The sequence below is a fragment of the Lentzea aerocolonigenes genome, assembly GCF_000974445.1.
Taxonomy (GTDB): domain Bacteria; phylum Actinomycetota; class Actinomycetes; order Mycobacteriales; family Pseudonocardiaceae; genus Lentzea; species Lentzea aerocolonigenes.
Map to the genome: position 1 here is coordinate 14595 of NZ_BBOJ01000008.1, position 17989 is coordinate 32583.

Genomic DNA, 17989 nt, shown 5'->3' on the forward strand with positions numbered 1-17989 from the left:
CACCCCGCTCCCGCCACCAACAGCTCCAGGCGACAGGTGGTCACCGACAAGCCGCCAGCGGGACGACCCACCACCGACCACCCACAACATCACCCGCTGGCACCACTACCACCGGCGCCCGCTCCAGCAGCTGGCATCCGTCCTACCAACTGGCATCCGTCCTACCAACTGGCATCCGTCCTACCAACTGGCATCCGTCCTACCAACTGGCATCCGTCCTACCAACTGGCATCCGTCCTACCAACTGGCATCCGTCCTACCAACTGGCAGCCGCCCTACCAACTGGCAGCCGCCCAGCAGCTGGCATCCGCTCCGCCAACCGGCATCCGTCCCGGCGACCGGCAGCCGCTCACCACCGACCGCCCACCACCGCCGCTGGCAGCCGCCGACAGCCCCACTGCCACAGCCCGCGACCGGCGGGCCCACCACTGCCTGCCCACGCCCGCCCGCGCCCGCCAGCCACCAACGCGGCCCACCAACACCGCCCACCAGCCCCGAAGAGCTAACCCGCCAGGAACGCGGCGATCACACCGCGGAAAAACGCGGGATCGTCCATCCACGGGTAGTGCCCAGCCCCAGGCTGCACCACCACGCCGCACCGCCGGAACAATCGCGCCGCCGACTCGGCCGCCGCAGGTGAGGGCAGCGCGTCCACTCCGCCAGCCAACAGCAACACCGGCACGTCCAACCCCGCCAACTCCTCCGGCGTCACGACCGGCGCACCCGCCGCGTAGTAGGCGGTGGCGGCGTTGGGCACGCGCATGGCGTCGGACGCGCGGGCGTGCTCCCGGGCCGTGTCGTCCCAACGCCCGTAGAAGAAAGGAGTCACCGCTGCCCAGTCACTTCCCGCGGTGCTGCCGGCGAGCACGGCCTCGACCGCGTTCTTCACCTCCGGGTACCAGGGCTCATCGGACCGGGCCTCCGCGCTCGCCCGCAGTTGCGTCAGGTCCGCGCTGATGCCGAGGGTGCGCAGGCTCGGTGTCACGAGCACCAGCCGCCGCACGTGCGACGGGTATCGCAGCGCGTACCGGATCGCGATCGACGCGCCCGCCGAGTGCGCCAGCACGTCCACCGGGTCGAAACCCGCGGCCGAGCGGTAGGCCTCGACGTCGTCGACGTGCAGGTCGAAGCGCAGTTCCGCCGGGTCCGCTGGGCCGGACCTCCCCGTGCCGCGCAGGTGCAGCAGGTGCAGGCGGGCGGGTAGTCCGCCGAGGTCGCCCAGGTACGACGGGGCGAGCAGCGGGCCTCCCGGTACGACGAGCAGTGGTGCGCCGTCGCCGAGTTCGTCATGAGCGATACCCATGAAGAGGATCATCACATGGTGCCCGAGTCACCTTTGTTCAACTGAACCTCAGTACGAGGCGAAGTCGTCGAGCAGGCTCGACGCGACCTCCACGTCCGGGCTGAGCTGGCGGTCGGACATGTCCGGGTTGAGTTTCGACTCGGCGGCTTCGAAGGCCGCCCGCAGCGCCGGTGTGTCCGGGGTGATGCCGCGCAGTCGCAGGGCGCGGACAGCGGCGACCACCTCGCAGGCAAGCACCAGGCGGAACGCGCCCAGTGAACGCAGGGCCTGGGACGCGGACTGGAAGGCGAAGCTCGAGTTCTCCTCCTGGCCCCGCGAGACCACGGCGTTGCCGATGCTCGCCGGTTCGGCGAGGGTGCGGACCTCGGCCAGCGCTGAGTTGGCGCTGTACTCGAGGATCATCACGCCCGAGCTGCCGGGCACGCCCTCGGCGAGGAACGGGCGCAGGCCGGTGAAGTTCGGCTCGACCAGCGTCGCCAGGCGGGCGGTCGACAGGTGGCCGGTGTGCAGCATCGACAGCCTCAACCGGTCGAGCGCCTGGCCGAGGTACGCGCTGTGGAACGCGCCGTGGTGGTAGGCGGCGTCGTCTTCTGGGCCGAAGTGGTCGGCGACGATCAACGGGTTCTCCGCCGCGGCGTTGAACTCGACGTCGAGCACGCGGCCCAGGTCGGTGGCGGCGTCGACGGCCGGGCCGTGGATCTGCGGGAAGCAGCGGTAGCCGAACGGGTCCTGGATGCGGGCCGGTGGCCGGGAGGGCTCGCCGAGCAGGCGGCGCATCTCGGCGGCGACGGCGACCTGGCCGGGGTGCGGACGGCCCAGGTGCACGCGTTCGTCGTAGGCCTCGACGGCGCCGTCGACCGCGAGGAACGACAGCGCGGCGACGACGTGGGTGGCCTTGAGCAGCTGGTGCGCGTCCTGCCAGGCGAGGCCCGCGATGCCGATGGTGAGGGCGTTGCTGCTGATCAACGCCAGTGCGTCACCCGAGTCGAGCTCGATCGGGTCCGGGGTCTGAGTGGAGCCGAGCCAGTAGCGCTCGCCGAGCAGGGTCAGGCCGGTTTCGGCCAGCGCGGTGAGGTCACCCGTGCCGATGGCGCCGTACTCGTGCACGCCGGGGTAGCAGCTGCTGTTCAGGGCGGCGAGCAGGGCGTCGGCCACGGCTCTGCGCACGCCCGCGCCACCTGCGAGGAGCTGGTTGAGGCGCACGACCATCATCGCGCGCACCTGTTCCTCGGGGAGCATGCCGCCGAGGCCACCCGCGTGGCTGCGCAGCAGGCGCAGGCCGTGCTCGGCCCAGCCCGCCGTGCTGACGATTTGGTCGCGGTTCGCGCCGACACCGGTCGTGCGCCCGTAGACCTGGCGGCGCACCACCAAACGCTGGCTCGCGTGCCACGACGCGTCGAGCCGTGAGAGTCCGTCGTCGTGCAGCGCCACCGGCGCGTGGTACCTCGCGACGCGCACCACGTCGTCGGCGCCGAGGGACTGACCGTCCAGCACGACAGGGGAGTCTTCGACCATGGCACCAATGTGAGCACATAGGGTTCAAAGGTGCTCGTACTGCATGGCCTGTGCACGACCGACGGCGTCCTCGCGCTGTGGGCCGAGGATTCCGGGCTGCCCGCCCGGAGTGAGAGCACGCGCCGGGACGCCCCGCACCCGTTCGCGGCGACGGCCGAGTCGCTGGCCGTCGCGCTCGGGCAGGAAGGCCTCAAGACGACGACGCGGGCGTTGCTGCTGCCGTCGTTCCCGTCGGGGCCGATGGCGTCGCCGGAGCTGGTTCGCGATCCGTTGACGGCTGGGCGCGCACAGCGGGGCAAGGTGCAGCTGCGGCAGTGGGGTGTTCCCACGGTTCGCCTCACCGGCACGCCGGAGCGCAGTGCCGAGGTGCGGCTGAGCGACTCCGCGCGGTTCGTGTTCGACGTGCTCAAGTTCGCGGCCGACCTCGTGGATCGCGGACGCGTGCTGCCGTCGGTCGCACCGGACCAGGCCGTCGCCCGGTGGGTTCCGGTGCTGTCGGGGACGGACTCGGCGCGGTTCGCGGCACTGCAGACCGCGATGCCGCCCGCCTGCCGGTGCGAGGAGATCGTCAGCGACCCCGCCGAACTGGTGCGCGCGGCGCTCACGACGGCGGTCGACGAGCAGGTGCGCGACCGGTTGAACGGCATGGGTCTCGCGCCGAAGCGACGTGGCCGCGCGACGACGGCGGAAATGTGGCTCGCCGCGCTCACCGGTGAGCCCGCGTTCGACGCGGACCCGGTGGAGCTCTACGACCTGCGCGAGCAGCTCGACCGGTGGCGTACGAGCGCGGGCAACGAGAGTCCTGTGCGCACGTGCTTCCGGCTGCGTTCGCCGGAGCAGCGCGAAGAGGACGAGTGGGCCGTCGAGTTCCTCCTGCAGGCCGTCGACGAACCGAGCGTCCTGGTGCCCGCGCACCAGGTGTGGTTCGCGGACGACGGCGTGCTGCGCCGCTGGATCCCCGCACCGCAGGAGCACCTGCTGGCCGACCTCGGCCGGGCGAGCAGGCTGCACCCCGACCTCGACGAGGCCTTGCGCAGTGCGCACCCGGTCGAGATGGAGGTCGGTGCGGAAGGCGCCTACCGGTTCCTGACTGCGGCACCGGTGCTGGCGCAGGCGGGGTTCGGAGTGCTGTTGCCGTCGTGGTGGCAGCAGCAGACGAAGCTGGGCCTGAAGCTCACGACGAAGAGCCGCGGCACGGCCGGAACCGTGGCCAAGGAGAGCGAGATCGGCTTGAAGTCCATTGTGGACTACAAGTGGGAGCTCGCTCTCGGCGAGGACACGCTCACCGACGCCGAACTCGCCGAACTGGCCAGGGCGAAGGTGCCGCTGGTGAAGGTGCGCGGCCAGTGGGTCCAGGTCGACCAGAAGCGCCTCGCCGCGGGTCTCGCGTTCCTCAAGCGCGGCGGTGGGCAGATGACCGCGGCCGAGGTCATGCTCCACAGCGGACTCACCGAGGAGGACGAGAGCCTGCCGCTTCCGCTGACCTCGGTCGAGGCCGACGGCTGGCTCGGGGACCTGTTGTCCGGCAAGGCCGACGAACAGCTCGAACCCGTTGAACCGCCGGCGAACTTCGGCGCGCGGCTCCGCCCGTACCAGCAGCGCGGCCTGGCCTGGCTCGCGTTCCTCGACAGGATCGGCCTCGGCGCCTGCCTGGCCGACGACATGGGCCTCGGCAAAACCGTTCAGCTGCTCGCACTCGAAGCGCTGAACCGCGCCCACGGCAAGCGCCCGCCGACGTTGCTGATCTGCCCGATGTCGGTCGTGGGCAACTGGCAACGCGAGGCGGCGAAATTCACCCCTGAGCTCTCGGTGCACGTGCACCACGGCGCGGACCGCCTGGACGGCGACGCGTTGCGCGAGGCCGTGGAGAGCCACGACCTGGTGCTCACCACCTACGCGCTCGCCGCCCGCGACGCAGACGCGCTGGGCGACCTCACCTGGGACCGCGTGGTCCTCGACGAGGCCCAGAACATCAAGAACAGCGCGACCCGCCAGTCCCAGGCAGTGCGTGGACTCAAGGCGCGCCACCGCGTCGCCCTGACCGGTACGCCCGTGGAGAACCGCCTGGCCGAGCTGTGGTCGATCATGGACTTCGCCAACCCCGGCGTGCTCGGCACCATCAACACCTTCCGCGCCCGCTTCGCCGTACCGGTCGAACGCCACAACGACCAGGACGCCGCCGCCCGCCTCCGCAAGATCACGAACCCGTTCGTGCTGCGCCGCGTGAAGACCGACCCGCGCATCATCAGCGACCTGCCGGACAAGGTCGAGATGCGCCAGCTCTGCAACCTCACCACCGAGCAGGCCTCGCTCTACCAGGCCGTCGTGAACGACATGCTGGAGAAGATCGAGGAAGCCGAAGGCATCGGCCGCAAAGGTCTGGTGCTCGCCACCATGTCCAAGCTCAAGCAGGTCTGCAACCACCCCGCGCACTTCCTCGGCGACGGTTCCCGCGTGGCCGGCCGCTCCGGCAAGCTCGCGCGCCTCGAGGAAGTCCTGGAGGAGGTGCTCGCCGAGGGCGACAAAGCGTTGTGCTTCACGCAGTTCACCGAGTTCGGCAGCATGCTCGTGCCCTACCTGGCCGCGCGCTTCGACACCGAGGTGATGTTCCTGCACGGCGGCACGAACAAGGCGACGCGCGACCGCATGGTCGAACGCTTCCAGGACAGCAAGGGCCCCTCGCTGTTCCTGTTGTCCCTCAAGGCAGGCGGCACCGGCCTCAACCTCACCGCGGCCAACCACGTGATCCACCTGGACCGCTGGTGGAACCCCGCAGTCGAGGACCAGGCCACCGACCGCGCGTTCCGCATCGGCCAGCGCCGCAACGTGCAGGTGCGCAAGTTCGTCTGCATCGGCACGCTCGAGGAACGCATCGACACGATGATCGAGGAAAAGCGCGCACTGGCCCAACTCGTCGTCGGCGCGGGCGAGAACTGGCTCACCGAGCTGTCGACCGCCCAGCTGCGCGACCTGCTGACCTTGTCCGGGGAGGCCGTCGGTGAGTGAGCACTGGTCCGGCGAACGCCCCCGCTACGGCAAGACCATCAAGGTCGACAACGGCCTCAAGGCCAAGAGCAAACGCGGCGACATCGGCACGACGTGGTGGTCGCGCCGCTTCATCGAGGTGCTCGAGTCGTTCGGCATGGGCGGCCGCCTCAGCCGTGGCCGCAACTACGCGCGCCAGGGCCAGGTGCTGTCACTCTCCCTCTCCACCAGCATGGTGATCGCCCTGGTGCAGGGCTCACGACCCACGCCGTACAAGGCGCGCATCGCGATCAAGGCGTTCACCACCCCGGAATGGCAGCGCATCGAGCACGCCCTGGCGGGCAAAGCCCTGTACGCGGCCAAACTGCTGGCAGGCGAGATGCCCGCCGACATCGAAACCCTGTTCGCCTCGCTCGGCCTCCAACTCTTCCCCGCCACGCAGCGCGAGATGACGATGGACTGCACCTGCCCGGACTGGGAAGTGCCGTGCAAGCACCTCGCCGCCACCTGCTACCTGCTGGCGGAGTCGTTCGACAACGACCCGTTCGAGATCCTCGCCTGGCGCGGCCGCAGTCGCGAAGACCTCCTCGAACGCCTCCGCACGCTCCGCGGCACCACCCGGACGGTGACGGCCCGCGAAGAAGCGCCACCCCTGACGAAGTGCCTGGACACGTTCTGGCAGAAGCGGACGACGTCGAGCCTGACCCTCGGCGACCCCACGGCGGAGGTGCGCCCGGACGCGGTGCTCGACCAGCTCGACGCCGTGCCGATCACCGTGCGCAAGTCGAACCTCGTCGACCTGCTGCGCCCGGCCTACCAGGCGCTCAAGCCGACCGACTAGAACAGCTCACTGATCTCCTTCCACGTGAACGCGCCGGCCCAGTCCTCGTCCCGCAGCCACCCGACGAAGGCCGTGTGGACCTTCTCGGCCGACACCGTCATCGTCTGGAAGTGCTCGACGGGCGAGCCGGCACGGTGCTCGAGCTGGTAGAGACCGTCGGGGCGTTGCCACACCTGGATGTAGGTGTGGTCGTCGCCCACCTCGGACAGGACCACGACGCTGTCGCGGGCCATGCCGAGGACCGCCGACTCGACCTGGGCGTCGGTCGGGGTCGTGGTGCGGCGGATTCGGGTTCCCTCCAGCACGGCACGCCGGTGATCAGTCATGCCGCATCTTGGCACCGGAACGGTGTTTGGATGGCGGGTGGGGTGATCAGGTCGCCGTGGTGGCGTCGCCGGTTCAGGCGGAATGTGTTGGTGTGTATGGGAATGTGTCCTTTCGGTCGGTGAGTGGGGGCGCGGTGGTCCGGCCTTGTCGTGAAGGCTGGAGGGCGGCGCGGTTTCGGTTGTTGACCGGGTGGGGTGCGGGCAGCAGGGATACAGGCGATGGAGGCGCGGCGCCTGGGTTGTTGACGGCGTGGAACCACAGGCTTTTGGTGCGAAGTGCTCGGCGGCGTCATGGATGCTCGCGAGCAGGGCGCAGTCGGAGCCGGCGGCTGTCCGCGTATCGGTGTGCGGGCAGTGAGCCGGTTTGTTCTGCGGCCTGCCTGGTTTCGGCGCGCGATCCGTTGGTTGGCCTGCGGTCCGGCTGCAGTGGGAGGCGGAAGGCAGGACGGCTTGGGTTGCTGACCGCGTGGTGCCGCACAGCTTCTCGTGCGAACGGTTACCGGAGTGTCGAACGCTCCGGGGCGTGCGGCTGGAAGCAGTGGTTGTTCGCTGGACACCTGCGGATGGGTGGGCCGTGGACCCGTTGGGCGCTGCGGACCGGGCGCGGTGGCGCGGTGGGCAGGGCGGCTCGGGTTGTTGGCCGTGTGGTGTTGTGCGGCTTCTCGGGTGAAGGTTTGGTGGCGTGTTGCAGGTTCGTGTGCGTGGTGCGGTTGGGCGCGTTGGTTGCTTGGCGTACGCCTGCGGATGGGTGGGGCCGTGGACCCGTTGGGGCGCTGCGGGCCGGGAGTGATGCGCGGCGGGCAGGGCAGCTCGGGTTGGTGGCCGCGTGGTGTTGCGCCGCTTCTCGGGTGAACGCTTGGCGGCGTGTCGTAGGTACGTGTGCGTGGTGCGGTTGGGCGCGTTGGTTGCTTGGCGTACGCCTGCGGATGGGTGCGGCCGTGACCCGTTGGGGCGCTGCGGGCCGGGCGCGGTGGCGCGGTGGGCAGGGCGGCTCGGGTCGGGTCGGCGGGCGCGGCGCGGCGAAGCGCGTGATGGTTGGTGGGGCGGCCGGGTGGGTGGGCGGCCTGGGGCCGCCCGTGCCGGTGGGTCAGTGGGGGAGTTTGGGCCTGGAGCGGTTGGCCAGGAGGGTCACGCCGGCGCCGGCGAGGCCTACCTGGAGGGCCAGTTCGATCCAGTCGATGCCCGGTGTGTCGGCCACGCCGAGGACCGTGGCCGCCGCGGTGCCCAGGAGGGCGGCGACGATGCCGACGAGGATGGTCGCCAGCAGCGACACGTGTTGCCTGCCCGGGACCACCAGCCGGCCCAGACCGCCGATGACGGCTCCGAAGAGCAGCGCGGTGAACAAGCCGCTGATTTCCACTGTTACCCCCTGAGACTCTGGTGCTTGCTACTCCAGGGTCCGCCGGGCCGGGGTCTGGCGAATCAGGTCTTACCCTGAGTGGTCCCTGACTTTCCCCCTAGCAGCGCGGCGGCCGCCGGGGACAGCTCGCGGCCCGGGACGTCCGGATCGCAGCCCACCCTCGCCAGGCGGGCGCGGATGGCGGTGGCGGAGCGTTGCATCTCTTCGGCCAGGAACTTGATGAGTGCGGTCGGGTTGTTGTCGATCGGGGCGAGCCAGGCGGTGCGCAGTTCGGTGTCGAGGGGCTCGGTCCAGGGCTGGTTGGCGTTGGCGTGACGGCTCGGGCGGCTGCGCAGGCGCGTGTGGGCGCCCAGGACGCGGGACAGGAGCTTGCCGACCGTGGCGCCGCCTTCGACTGGCATGCGAAGGCGGCCGTCCGCGATCACCTCTCCCGAGTCGAGCGATCCCAGCAGGTCCAGCACCAGGGACTCGTCCGAGTCCGTCGTCGCGCTCAGCCGGTAGTTGACCTCGCCGAGCTTGATCTCGTTGTGGAAGGTGGATGTCATGGGGTCGACGTTAGGGAGGGGGTCTGACGGTTTTTCCGGGTTGGGGGCTTCAGAGGCGGTTGTGAACGAGGAGTTCACTCGAAGGGGTGGCCCAGAGGTTCGTCGCCAGCGTCGCGAACACCACGGTGCGGCCGTCCGCGCTGATCGTCGGCGCCACCGAGAAGTTGTTGCCCTGCCTGCCGAAGCGCTCGCTCAGACGGACAACGGCACCGGACACCACGTCCTTGAGGAACACGTCGTCCACGTTGTTGCTGTCGTGCCGCACCAGGTTCGAGGCCAGCGACGAGAACACGACGAACCGGCCGTCCGCGCTCACCGACGGCTGGTACGGCTGTGCGTTCGCCACCGTCCCGTCAGGACGCGTGTTCACCCGCGTGATCGCCTTGGTGCGCAGGTCCTTCATGAAGATGTCCGGTGTGTCCTCAGTGTCACCGGGCACCAGCGTGTCGCCCCACGCCACGAACAACACGCGCGAACCATCAGGCGTGATGGCGGGCATCAGCGTGTAGGAGGAGGTCTGCGCACCTGAAGCAGACACGTTGACCCGTTCCACCGCACCGGAAACGACGTCCTTCACGAACATGTCCACGCTGCCGTTCGTGTCACCCGGCACCAGGTTCGTCGCGGCGGAGGGGAAGACGACCAGTCGTCCGTCAGCGCTCATCGCGAGGCCGTGGTGCACCAGCTTGTCGCCCTGCGCACCGGAAGCCGACGTGCTGATGCGTGTGACCCTCCCCAAGGAGCGATCTGTCAGGAACACGTCCGCCACGCCGTTGGTGTCTCCCTCCACCAACGTCGACGCCTCCGACCGGAACGCCACATAGCGCCCGTCAGCGGACATAGCCGGACTGCCGTACGCCGGGCCGTTGCCACCACTCACGCGCTCGACGCGTCCGGTGCGCATGTCCGTCACGAACACGTCGTCGACACCGTTGGTGTCACCGGGGACGAGGTTCGACGCCGACGACACGAACGCCACGAACCGTCCGTCCGCACTCAACGCGGGCGGGTCGAACGACGGCCCGTTCCCGCCACGCGACGCGGACCGCACGACACCGGTCCGCAAGTCCGAAACGAAGACGTCGGACACCCCGTTGCGGTCTCCGTGGACGAGGTTCGACGCGAGAGAGGGAAAGGCGACATAGCGCCCGTCAGCGCTGGTCACCGGTGTCGTGGAGTCGCCGTTGCCGTGCGTCAGTGGTCTGAGCACCGAGAACGACGCGGAAGCCGACGACGACAGGCCCACCACGAGCACAGCGGCCACAACGAGAGATTTGCCGAACACGGACGTGCACCACCCTTGGTCGCGGGGCGGCGACACCAGCCTAGCCCGAAGTCACGGAACTTCGACCGGTTCCGAGGTCGGCCACGTTCGCCGCGGCACGGCCCGCGCCCCACCCCGCCGCCGACCGCACCGTCACACGCGAGGTGCGCGTACGCGTGAACATCTCGTTGAACAAGGTGTCCACGGCCTGCTTGCGATCGGCCAGCACCGGCAGCAACCGCTCGTCGGAGACGGGAGCGTCGTCCTCCAGCCGCTCGCCGATCCGCGACGCGTAGGCCACCAGGAACGCCTTCCGGAACGGCCGCGAGCGCGCCTCGCTGCCCTTGCCCGCACGCCCACCTGCGGCGACCATCGCCCGCGTCGCCTGCACCAGCAAAGACGTCGACAGCAGCTCGATGCTCTCCAGGTCCACCTCGTCGCCGACCAGCGCGACGAACCCGAACCCGTCGTAGGCGACCGCACGCGACCTGAACGCCCTGGCCACCACCTGCACGAGCTGGGACTTCTCCTTGAAGTAGCTCTTGTCGAGCCACATCCGCCGCGACGTCGCGAGCGCCGGCAGGTCCGCGTCCAGCATCGCCCTTTCGAGCGCGTGCCGGTTCATCAGCTCCTGCGCCTTCGCCGACAACGCCTCCGCTTCCTCGGGGAACGACGTCGACTCGGCCTTCGCCAACAGCCCGCGCACGCGGTTGAGCACCTTCGGGTCCACACCCGCGCGCACGGCCGACATCAAACCGTCGCCCGGCAACGGCAGGATGCGTGGCAACGAGGGAAACCGGACGAGGTACGCCAACAGCTCAGAGGCCGTTCGTGACGCGAACGCCTGCGTCTCGATGTGACGCTCGGCCCACGCCTCCAGCAACGGTCCTTCCCACCACACGGTGGCGCCGATCTCGTCGAGCTGGCGCTGCCACCGCGGGTGCACGGTCATCGCGGGATGAGGCGAACAGGACAAAGCGATCACGTCCACCACCAGGGAAGTGGCCGACTCGTCGAGCGAACGCGACACCATTTCGCGAACGTCGTAGGGCAGCCAGCCCCGCTGCCACAGCCCGTCGACCGCTTTCACCAGTTCCACGACAGGCAGTATGAGACGTCCGCCATGTGCCAAGGTCTCCGACCACCTGGTAGACACGGGATGTGATCGAGCTCCAGTTCCGCGGCCGGACGGTCGTCCGCGACCACGCACTGGTGATGGCGATCATCAACCGCACCCCGGACTCGTTCTACGACAAGGGCGCCACCTACGCCGAGGACGTCGCGATGGAGGCCGTCCACCGCGTCGTCGACGAGGGCGCGGACATCGTCGACATCGGCGGTGTGAAGGCGGGCCCCGGCGACCTCGTCGACTCCGACGAAGAAGTGCGTCGCGTCGTGCCGTTCATCGCGCGTGTGCGCGAGGCGTACCCGGATCTCATCATCAGCAGCGACACGTGGCGCGCGGACGTCGGCCGGCTCGCCTGCGAGGCCGGTGCCGACCTGCTCAACGACACGTGGGCGGGCGCGGACCCGCACCTGGCCGAGGTCGCCGCGGAGTACGGCGCCGGTTACGTCTGCTCGCACACGGGCGGTGTGAAACCCCGTACGCGGCCGCATAGGGTTAGTTACCCGGACCTCGTGGCGGACGTCATCGCGGAGACGACCGCGCACGCGGAGAGGGTGGTCGCACTCGGTGTGCCTCGCAAGAGCGTGCTGATCGACCCCACACACGACTTCGGCAAGAACACATGGCACAGCCTCGCGCTGGTGCGGCACACGGACGCGTTGGTCGCGACCGGGTGGCCGGTGCTGATGGCGTTGTCCAACAAGGACTTCGTCGGGGAGACCCTCGGCGTAGAACTGCACGAGCGCGTCGAGGGCACCCTCGTCGCGACGGCGATCGCGGCGTTGGCGGGCGCCGCGGTGTTCCGCGCGCACGAAGTGGCGCGCACCAGACGAGTACTCGAGTCCGTCGCTCGACTTGCGCTGGAGGTATGAGGTGGACGACGTCTTCGCCCGGTTTTCGGAGAACCGGTGGGACGACTTCCTCGACGAGCTCGACAAGATCCGCGTGAGCGTGATCGACCCCGCGGAACGGCAGCAGGTGAAGGCGACTGCGCGCCGCGACGCTCGTGAGGCGGCCTCTCAGCCGTTGCTCGTGCGGATGGCCCTGGCGGACCACTACCTGAACCTGCTCGCCATCGGTGTGTGGGCCGGCGACGAGAGCTGGCGCGCTGAGCTGCGTGACCTCGTCGTCTCTCTCGTGCCCGAGGACGACGAGTCGCGCGACGATGCGCTGCTGAGCTCGGTCATCGCCGTGGTGCTCGCACAGTTGCTGCAGGACGCACGGCTGCGTGGTGGCTCCGAGGCCGACGTCATCGCACGGTCGGCGTGGGAGAAGGCCCAGGAGTGGGCGGCCTACGCGGAGGACCGTCACGTCGAACGGCTCCTGCACGCCTCCACGGAGGCCGGCGCGCGCGTTGTGACGGCCTCGGAGGTCCAGGAGGTCGTCGAACTGGCCACGGCGGCCGCGGACGACCAGCACGCCGAGACCCTCGCGGCGCTCGAGGCGGAGGGCCTCACCGCGGAGGTCATGAACGGCGTGTGGGTCGTGGACGGGGACTTCCGGAATCCCGTGCGGGCCGCCGCGCGCGCAATCACGCTGACCGGCTACGGATGCGTTCTCGCGCGCAACGTGCGGCAATCCGCCGTGATGCTGTGGCACGAGAACACGCTCGCCATGGCGGACTCGAAGGTGCCGCGCTGGCGCGTCTACCCGATCCTCGCGCCCGTTACTCCGCAATCGAAGTTTTCGGGCGGTGAAGGCCTGCCGTTCACCCGCGAGACACACCCGTTGGCACCCGCTCCTGAAGTCGTCCGCCGGTTGGCGGACGCCGTTGGTGTCAACCTGTCCCATCTGCTGGCGGCATTGCGGTGAAAGGGTGATCTTTGACTTTCCGCAACCTCGACTCGTTATCTTGGTGTCATGCCCAGATTTGCCGAGTTCGATGTGGAAGGCCTGCGCAAATCCAGCGCCGTCGCTGACTTTCCCTGGTCAGAGACGTGGGTCACGTTGATCCGCGTCGACGCCAAGGGAGTTGTCCGGCAAGCCAAGTCGTTGACCGAGAAAGCTTCTTTGCTGACCGTCGCGTCAGAAAAGGACCTCGTCATCGCCTCCTGCCCGGAGATTTACGCCGTCGACGACCTGTCGGCGGCCCGTGCCGCCGTCAGGGCTTCGGTCGCACGCGAAATGATGCCAAGCCTCGGATGAATGACTCCCGCCACTCGGGCTCAGCGGCGAGCGCGAGTTCCGGGAAACGCCGAAGAAGCGTTCCGAACGCGATCTCGCCCTCGATGCGAGCCAGCCGCGCCCCGACGCAGTAGTGGATCCCGTGCCCGAACGCGACGTGTGGGTTTCGGCCCAGCTGCAACACGTCCGGATCCGCGAACCGGGACGGATCCCGGTTCGCCGCCCCCAGTGAGATCACGACCTGTGAAGACCGCGGAATCGTGACCCCTCCGATCACCACGTCGGAGGTCGCGACGCGTATCAGCCCCGTGGGGAACGGCCCGTCGAAGCGCAGGAGCTCCTCGACGGCGTCCGGGATCAGGATCGGGTCGTCCATCAGCCTCCGCTTCATGGCGGGATCGCGCAGCAGCACGAGCAGACCGTTGCCGATGAGCTGCACAGTGGTCTCGTGGCCCGCTGTGATGAGCAACACGAGGTTGGCCACGAGGTTCGGTTCGTCGCGGAGCTCGGTGATGACGTCGTCGCCGGGCTCTTTCGTGTCCAGGAGGTTCTGGACGTACACGGCGAACCGGCCGTAGGCGTCGACCGTCGTCTCCGGTGCGATCAGCTCGGACGAGAGAGTGCGGACCACGTTCCTGTCCTGTGCGGGCACACCCAGAAGTTCGCAGATGACGGCGATCGGCAGCGGGTAGGCGAACGTTCCGATGACGTCGACCTCTTCTTCGGTCTCCCACGTGTCCAGCAGCTCGTTGGTGATCTGTGCGATGCGCGGCCGCAGGGATTCCATGCGCCGTGTGGAGAACGCGCGCGCGATAGGTTTGCGCAGCCGTGTGTGCTCCGGCGGGTCGCTGTGGTTCAGCATCCCGCCCGGGATGACGGCACTGCTGAGGCAGGGGTGGCTGAGCGCCTGCACGACGTCGTCGTAGCGGGCGATCATCCACGACTTCTGGCCGTCCGGGGTCTCGACCAGTGCGGGTCCCTGCTCGCGCCACCTGTCGAAGTACGGGATCGGATCGCTGAAGAAGCTCATGGTCACAGCGTGGCGTTTGGGCTGTTCAGGGGCATGAGTAGGCGATCACCCATCTCCCGGTCGCGGATCACCTAGCCTGGCGGCATGGGGTGGCCGTTCGTGGGGAGGGACACCGAACTCGTCGCGGTCCGGCGTGCGGTGCGCGGTGCCGGGCTGATCGTGGCCGGATCGGCCGGCGTTGGCAAGACACGTCTGGTGGACGAGGTGGCGTGCGACGTCCGGCTGCGAGCCACTGCGGCGATGTCGGCGATTCCGCTCGGCGTGATGGCGCCCTTCTTGCCGTCGGTGGAGCCCTCGCCGTTGGCGATGCTGCATGCCGCGCAGGAGGTATTGCGTGGTCGCGTCGTAGTTGTTGATGACATGCATCTGCTGGATGACGCGTCCGCAGGTCTGTTGCACATGCTCGTTCAGCACCGCGAGGCCGTGGTGGTGGCGACGTTGCGGTCGGGCGAACGGATGCCGGATCCCGTCCTGGCGCTGTGGAAGGACGAGCTGCTGCCGCGCATCGAGCTGCCACCGCTCGGGCAGGCCGAGGTGACCGAGGTGCTGTCCACCGTGCTGGGCGGTGCCGTGGAGAGCATGTCGGCAAAACGGCTGTGGACGGCCTGCGCGGGCAACATGTTGCTGCTGCGGGAGATGCACTTCGCGGCGGAGTGGGTCGAGCGCAACGGCATCTGGTCGTTGGAAGGCCCGCTGCCCCTCTCACCACGCCTGGTGGAGCTGATCGAGGCACACCTCGCCGCGGTGCCGGACGAGGATCGCCGCGCCCTGGAGCTGCTCGCGTTCGGCGAGCCGCTCGACCTGGCCGCCTCCGAAGCGTTGGACGGTCTTGTCGCCGTGACGGACGACGGACTGCGGCTGGCGCATCCGTTGTACGGCGAGGTGTTGCGCGCGCAGTGTCCGCCTTTGCGCAAGCGGAACCATCAGCGGTATCTGGCTTCGGTGCTCGACGATCCACTTCGTGTTGCCGTGTTGCGTCTTGAGAGCGGAACGGCAGACGATCCGGTGCTGCTGCTGACTGCCGCACAGCTGGCCACTGCGAGAGGCGCGGTTGCTCTGGCAGAACGGCTCTCACGTGCCGCATGGGCGGTCGGTGGTGGTGCGGAGGCCGGACTGCTGCTGGCGCAGGTGCTGGTGTTCAGCGACCGGCCGGCGGAGGCCGAAGAGGTCTTCGCGATGGTCTCCACCGACCACGACGACCCCGTCGTACGTGCCGTTCGCGCCCTGAACCTGGCCTGGGGCCTCGGGCGCGTCGAAGAGGCCGCGGGCATGCTCGAGATGAACGCCGCGCGGGTGAACCTGCTGTTCGACGCGGGAAAGTACGCCGAAGCGCGCGCGACGCTGACCGGTGAGGAACCGGAAGAGGCCGCCATCCTCGCGATGATCGACGCGGTGGAGGGCCGGTACGTCGGGCCATTTCCCGAGGTGCCGAAGCGCGAGGACCACATGCTGGCCTGGGAGTCCACACGGTTCGCCGAGGTGTTCACGCTGTCGTTGCACGGCGATCTGGCTGGTGCGGAACGCATTGCCGTGCAAGCACATGAGGAGAAGTCCGAGTGGGACTCCATGCGGTCCACATGGGCGATCACGCGGGCTGGGTTCGCACGGGCGCGCGGTCAGCTGGGGGACGCGCGCAGGTTGCTGCGAGAAGCCCGAACCGTGCGGCCGTTCGCCCAGTTGTGCGCACTCGCGTCCATAGAAGCGATGTTGGGCAACGACGCGAGAGAGTTGCTCGCCGCCGCGGAGAAGCAAGCACCGCAAGGCATGCGGCCGTCCCGCTACGGGCTGTGGGACGCGCGGGTCTGGGCAGGTGGCGCCTCGCCGTTCGAAGCCGCCGCGGACTTCCGTGCGCACGGCGAGTTCGCCGCGGAGGCGTTGATGCTGTACGAGGCCGTGCGGCTGGGACATGCGGACGGTGCGGCCGCCCGGCTTCGCGAGCTCGCCGAAACGACCACCGGGTTGATGGTGCCGGTCTACGCCGCGCACGCGGACGCGTTGGTGCGCAACGATTCTGCAGCACTGGTCGCGGTGGCGGCACGGTTCGAGGAGGCAGGAATGATGCTGCACGCGGCGGAAGCTGCTGCGGCATCAGGGGATCGTGCGTTGTTCAGCCGTTTGGTCGCGTTCTGCCAAGGAGCGCGCACGCCTGCGTTGGCCCTCATGACGGCACCGGCGCTCACGAGGCGGGAGCGCGAGATCGCCGCTCTGACCGCGCGGGGACTGACGAACAGGGAGATCGCCGAGTCGCTGGTGATCTCCGTGCGCACCGTCGACAACCACCTCTCGAACGCCTACGCGAAGCTCGGCATCACGACCCGCGGCGAGCTCGCGTTAGTCCTATCGGATGACAGCGGATAACAGAAAGCACGGGTCCGAACGACAGCCCCGGCATGGGCAACGCGTACGCGGTCGTCGACGTCGAAACCACCGGGCTCTCACCTGGTCACCACCACCGGGTGATCGAGGTCGCCGTCGTCCACGTCGACGAGACCGGCCGCCGGGTCGACGAGTGGTGCACGCTCGTCAACCCGCGACGTGACCTCGGGGCCCAGCACGTCCACGGCATCACCGCGGCCGAGGCACGCCGCGCACCGGACTTCGCCGCCATCGCGCCCGAACTCGCCGCGAGGCTCTCCGGCCGGGTGCTCGTCGCGCACAACCTGTCGTTCGACCTGCGGTTCCTGCAGGCGGAGTTCGCCCGGCTGGGGCACGAGCTCCCCGCGTCGGGCGTGTGCACGATGGAACTCGCCGGCCGGTATCTCGGTGCTTCGTCGCGTTCGCTCGCCGCGTGCTGTTCGGCGGCCGGCGTGCCGATGGGTGTCGCGCACTCCGCGTTGCACGACGCGCGCGCGTCCGCGGGTCTGCTGATGCGATGCCTTGACCGCGTGGGCGACGTCGAGCCGGTACGGCTGGAACTGCCGCGAACCGGTGCATTCGCGGTGCAACGCAGTCGCGCTCATGGGTCCGAACAGCACTTCCTGGCGAAGCTCGTGCGACTGTTGCCCCGCGTGGAGACGCCGTGGGGCGACGAGTACCTCGACGTGCTGGACCGGGCGTTGGTCGACCGGCACCTCTCGGCGGACGAGCAGGAGGAGCTGCTCGACGTGGCCCAGGCGCTCGACCTCGGCCTGCCGCAGGTGATGGAGCTGCACCGCGGTTACCTCGCCGCGCTGGCCGAAGTGGCGTGGGAGGACGGCCGGCTGTCCGCCGACGAGGAAGCCGATCTCCGGTTGGTCGCGTCGTTGCTCGGGGTCGACGTGGCCGAGGTGTTGCGGCCGTCGGTCCGGCTCTCGCTGGGAGACCTCGTCGTCTTCACCGGAGAGATGCGTGAGCCGCGTGACGTGTGGGAGAGCCGCGCGTCGTCGGCGGGGCTCACGGTGAAGGGCGGCGTCACCAAACGCACGGCGCTGGTGATCGCGGCCGATCCGGACACGATGTCGGGCAAGGCCGACAAGGCGCGCGCGTACGGCATTCCTGTCGTGTCCGAGGATTCGTTCGCAGGGCTGCTCGGTGAACTCACGGGCGGTGCGCGGTGATCGGCCACTTCGTGTTGCATCACGTCGTAACGGA

The 17989-nt window shown here is 69.2% G+C and carries 15 protein-coding genes; 7 read left to right on the forward strand and 8 right to left on the reverse strand.

Annotated elements, in window-relative coordinates; all coding sequences use genetic code 11:
* Positions 1–502: 502 nt before the first annotated feature.
* Together AOM45_RS16620 and AOM45_RS16625 are read right to left on the reverse strand one after the other, a co-directional pair.
* Positions 503–1303 (reverse strand): alpha/beta fold hydrolase, encoded by an 801-nt coding sequence (locus AOM45_RS16620; RefSeq protein WP_201779999.1) that lies wholly within the window; start codon positions 1301–1303, stop codon positions 503–505.
* 48 nt (positions 1304–1351) lie between these two features.
* Complete coding sequence (locus tag AOM45_RS16625; protein WP_030468393.1) at positions 1352–2818, reverse strand: aromatic amino acid ammonia-lyase; 1467 nt, start codon at positions 2816–2818, stop codon at positions 1352–1354.
* Positions 2819–2848: 30 nt separating this feature from the next.
* Between AOM45_RS16625 and AOM45_RS16630 the strand changes: the two genes are divergently transcribed.
* Positions 2849–5824: a DEAD/DEAH box helicase gene (locus AOM45_RS16630; RefSeq protein ID WP_030468392.1), complete on the forward strand. Its 2976-nt coding sequence runs from the start codon at positions 2849–2851 to the stop codon at positions 5822–5824.
* Entirely contained in the window at positions 5817–6644 is an 828-nt protein-coding gene (locus AOM45_RS16635) for an SWIM zinc finger family protein (protein WP_030468391.1), read from the forward strand. Before AOM45_RS16630 ends, AOM45_RS16635 begins: the two co-directional genes overlap by 8 nt.
* On the opposite strand, the gene AOM45_RS16640 is transcribed toward AOM45_RS16635, so the two are convergent.
* From AOM45_RS16640 to AOM45_RS16660, 5 genes are all read right to left on the reverse strand, one after another.
* On the reverse strand, positions 6641–6970 hold the full coding sequence (locus AOM45_RS16640) for a hypothetical protein (protein ID WP_156093886.1): 330 nt from the start codon (positions 6968–6970) through the stop codon (positions 6641–6643). The two genes, AOM45_RS16635 and AOM45_RS16640, sit on opposite strands and share 4 nt — an antisense overlap.
* Positions 6971–8057: 1087 nt before the next feature.
* Complete coding sequence (locus AOM45_RS16645; RefSeq protein WP_030468389.1) at positions 8058–8330, reverse strand: hypothetical protein; 273 nt, start codon at positions 8328–8330, stop codon at positions 8058–8060.
* A gap of 62 nt (positions 8331–8392) precedes the next feature.
* Complete coding sequence (locus tag AOM45_RS16650; RefSeq protein WP_035910469.1) at positions 8393–8875, reverse strand: hypothetical protein; 483 nt, start codon at positions 8873–8875, stop codon at positions 8393–8395.
* Between the two features lie 49 nt (positions 8876–8924).
* Positions 8925–10160: a TolB family protein gene (locus AOM45_RS16655; protein ID WP_156093885.1), complete on the reverse strand. Its 1236-nt coding sequence runs from the start codon at positions 10158–10160 to the stop codon at positions 8925–8927.
* Between the two features lie 40 nt (positions 10161–10200).
* Positions 10201–11238, reverse strand: coding sequence for a DUF2786 domain-containing protein (locus AOM45_RS16660; RefSeq protein ID WP_051783621.1), 1038 nt, complete (start codon positions 11236–11238; stop codon positions 10201–10203).
* 62 nt (positions 11239–11300) lie between these two features.
* Here AOM45_RS16660 and folP point away from each other — a divergent pair, with 62 nt between their 5' ends.
* Genes folP through AOM45_RS48870 form a run of 3 tightly spaced genes read left to right on the forward strand, consistent with a single transcriptional unit; the run spans position 11301 to position 13410 of the window.
* A complete protein-coding gene (gene folP / locus AOM45_RS16665; protein WP_030468385.1) occupies positions 11301–12137 on the forward strand; it encodes a dihydropteroate synthase in 837 nt (278 codons plus the stop codon).
* Between the two features lies 1 nt (position 12138).
* A complete protein-coding gene (locus AOM45_RS16670) occupies positions 12139–13077 on the forward strand; it encodes a hypothetical protein (protein ID WP_030468384.1) in 939 nt (312 codons plus the stop codon).
* A 48-nt stretch (positions 13078–13125) separates the two neighbouring features.
* Positions 13126–13410 carry a hypothetical protein gene (locus AOM45_RS48870; protein ID WP_063778352.1) on the forward strand — a complete coding sequence of 95 codons (285 nt, stop codon included), beginning with the start codon at positions 13126–13128 and terminating at the stop codon, positions 13408–13410.
* Here the strand turns inward: AOM45_RS48870 and AOM45_RS16675 are convergent.
* A complete protein-coding gene (locus AOM45_RS16675) occupies positions 13367–14419 on the reverse strand; it encodes a cytochrome P450 family protein (protein ID WP_059362538.1) in 1053 nt (350 codons plus the stop codon). The genes AOM45_RS48870 and AOM45_RS16675 overlap by 44 nt on opposite strands.
* An 84-nt stretch (positions 14420–14503) precedes the next feature.
* Between AOM45_RS16675 and AOM45_RS53645 the strand changes: the two genes are divergently transcribed.
* Positions 14504–16777, forward strand: a complete 2274-nt coding sequence (locus AOM45_RS53645) for a helix-turn-helix transcriptional regulator (RefSeq protein WP_030468382.1) — start codon at positions 14504–14506, stop codon at positions 16775–16777.
* A 32-nt stretch (positions 16778–16809) separates the two neighbouring features.
* Complete coding sequence (locus AOM45_RS16685; RefSeq protein ID WP_030468381.1) at positions 16810–17955, forward strand: exonuclease domain-containing protein; 1146 nt, start codon at positions 16810–16812, stop codon at positions 17953–17955.
* The last annotated feature ends 34 nt before the right edge of the window (positions 17956–17989 follow it).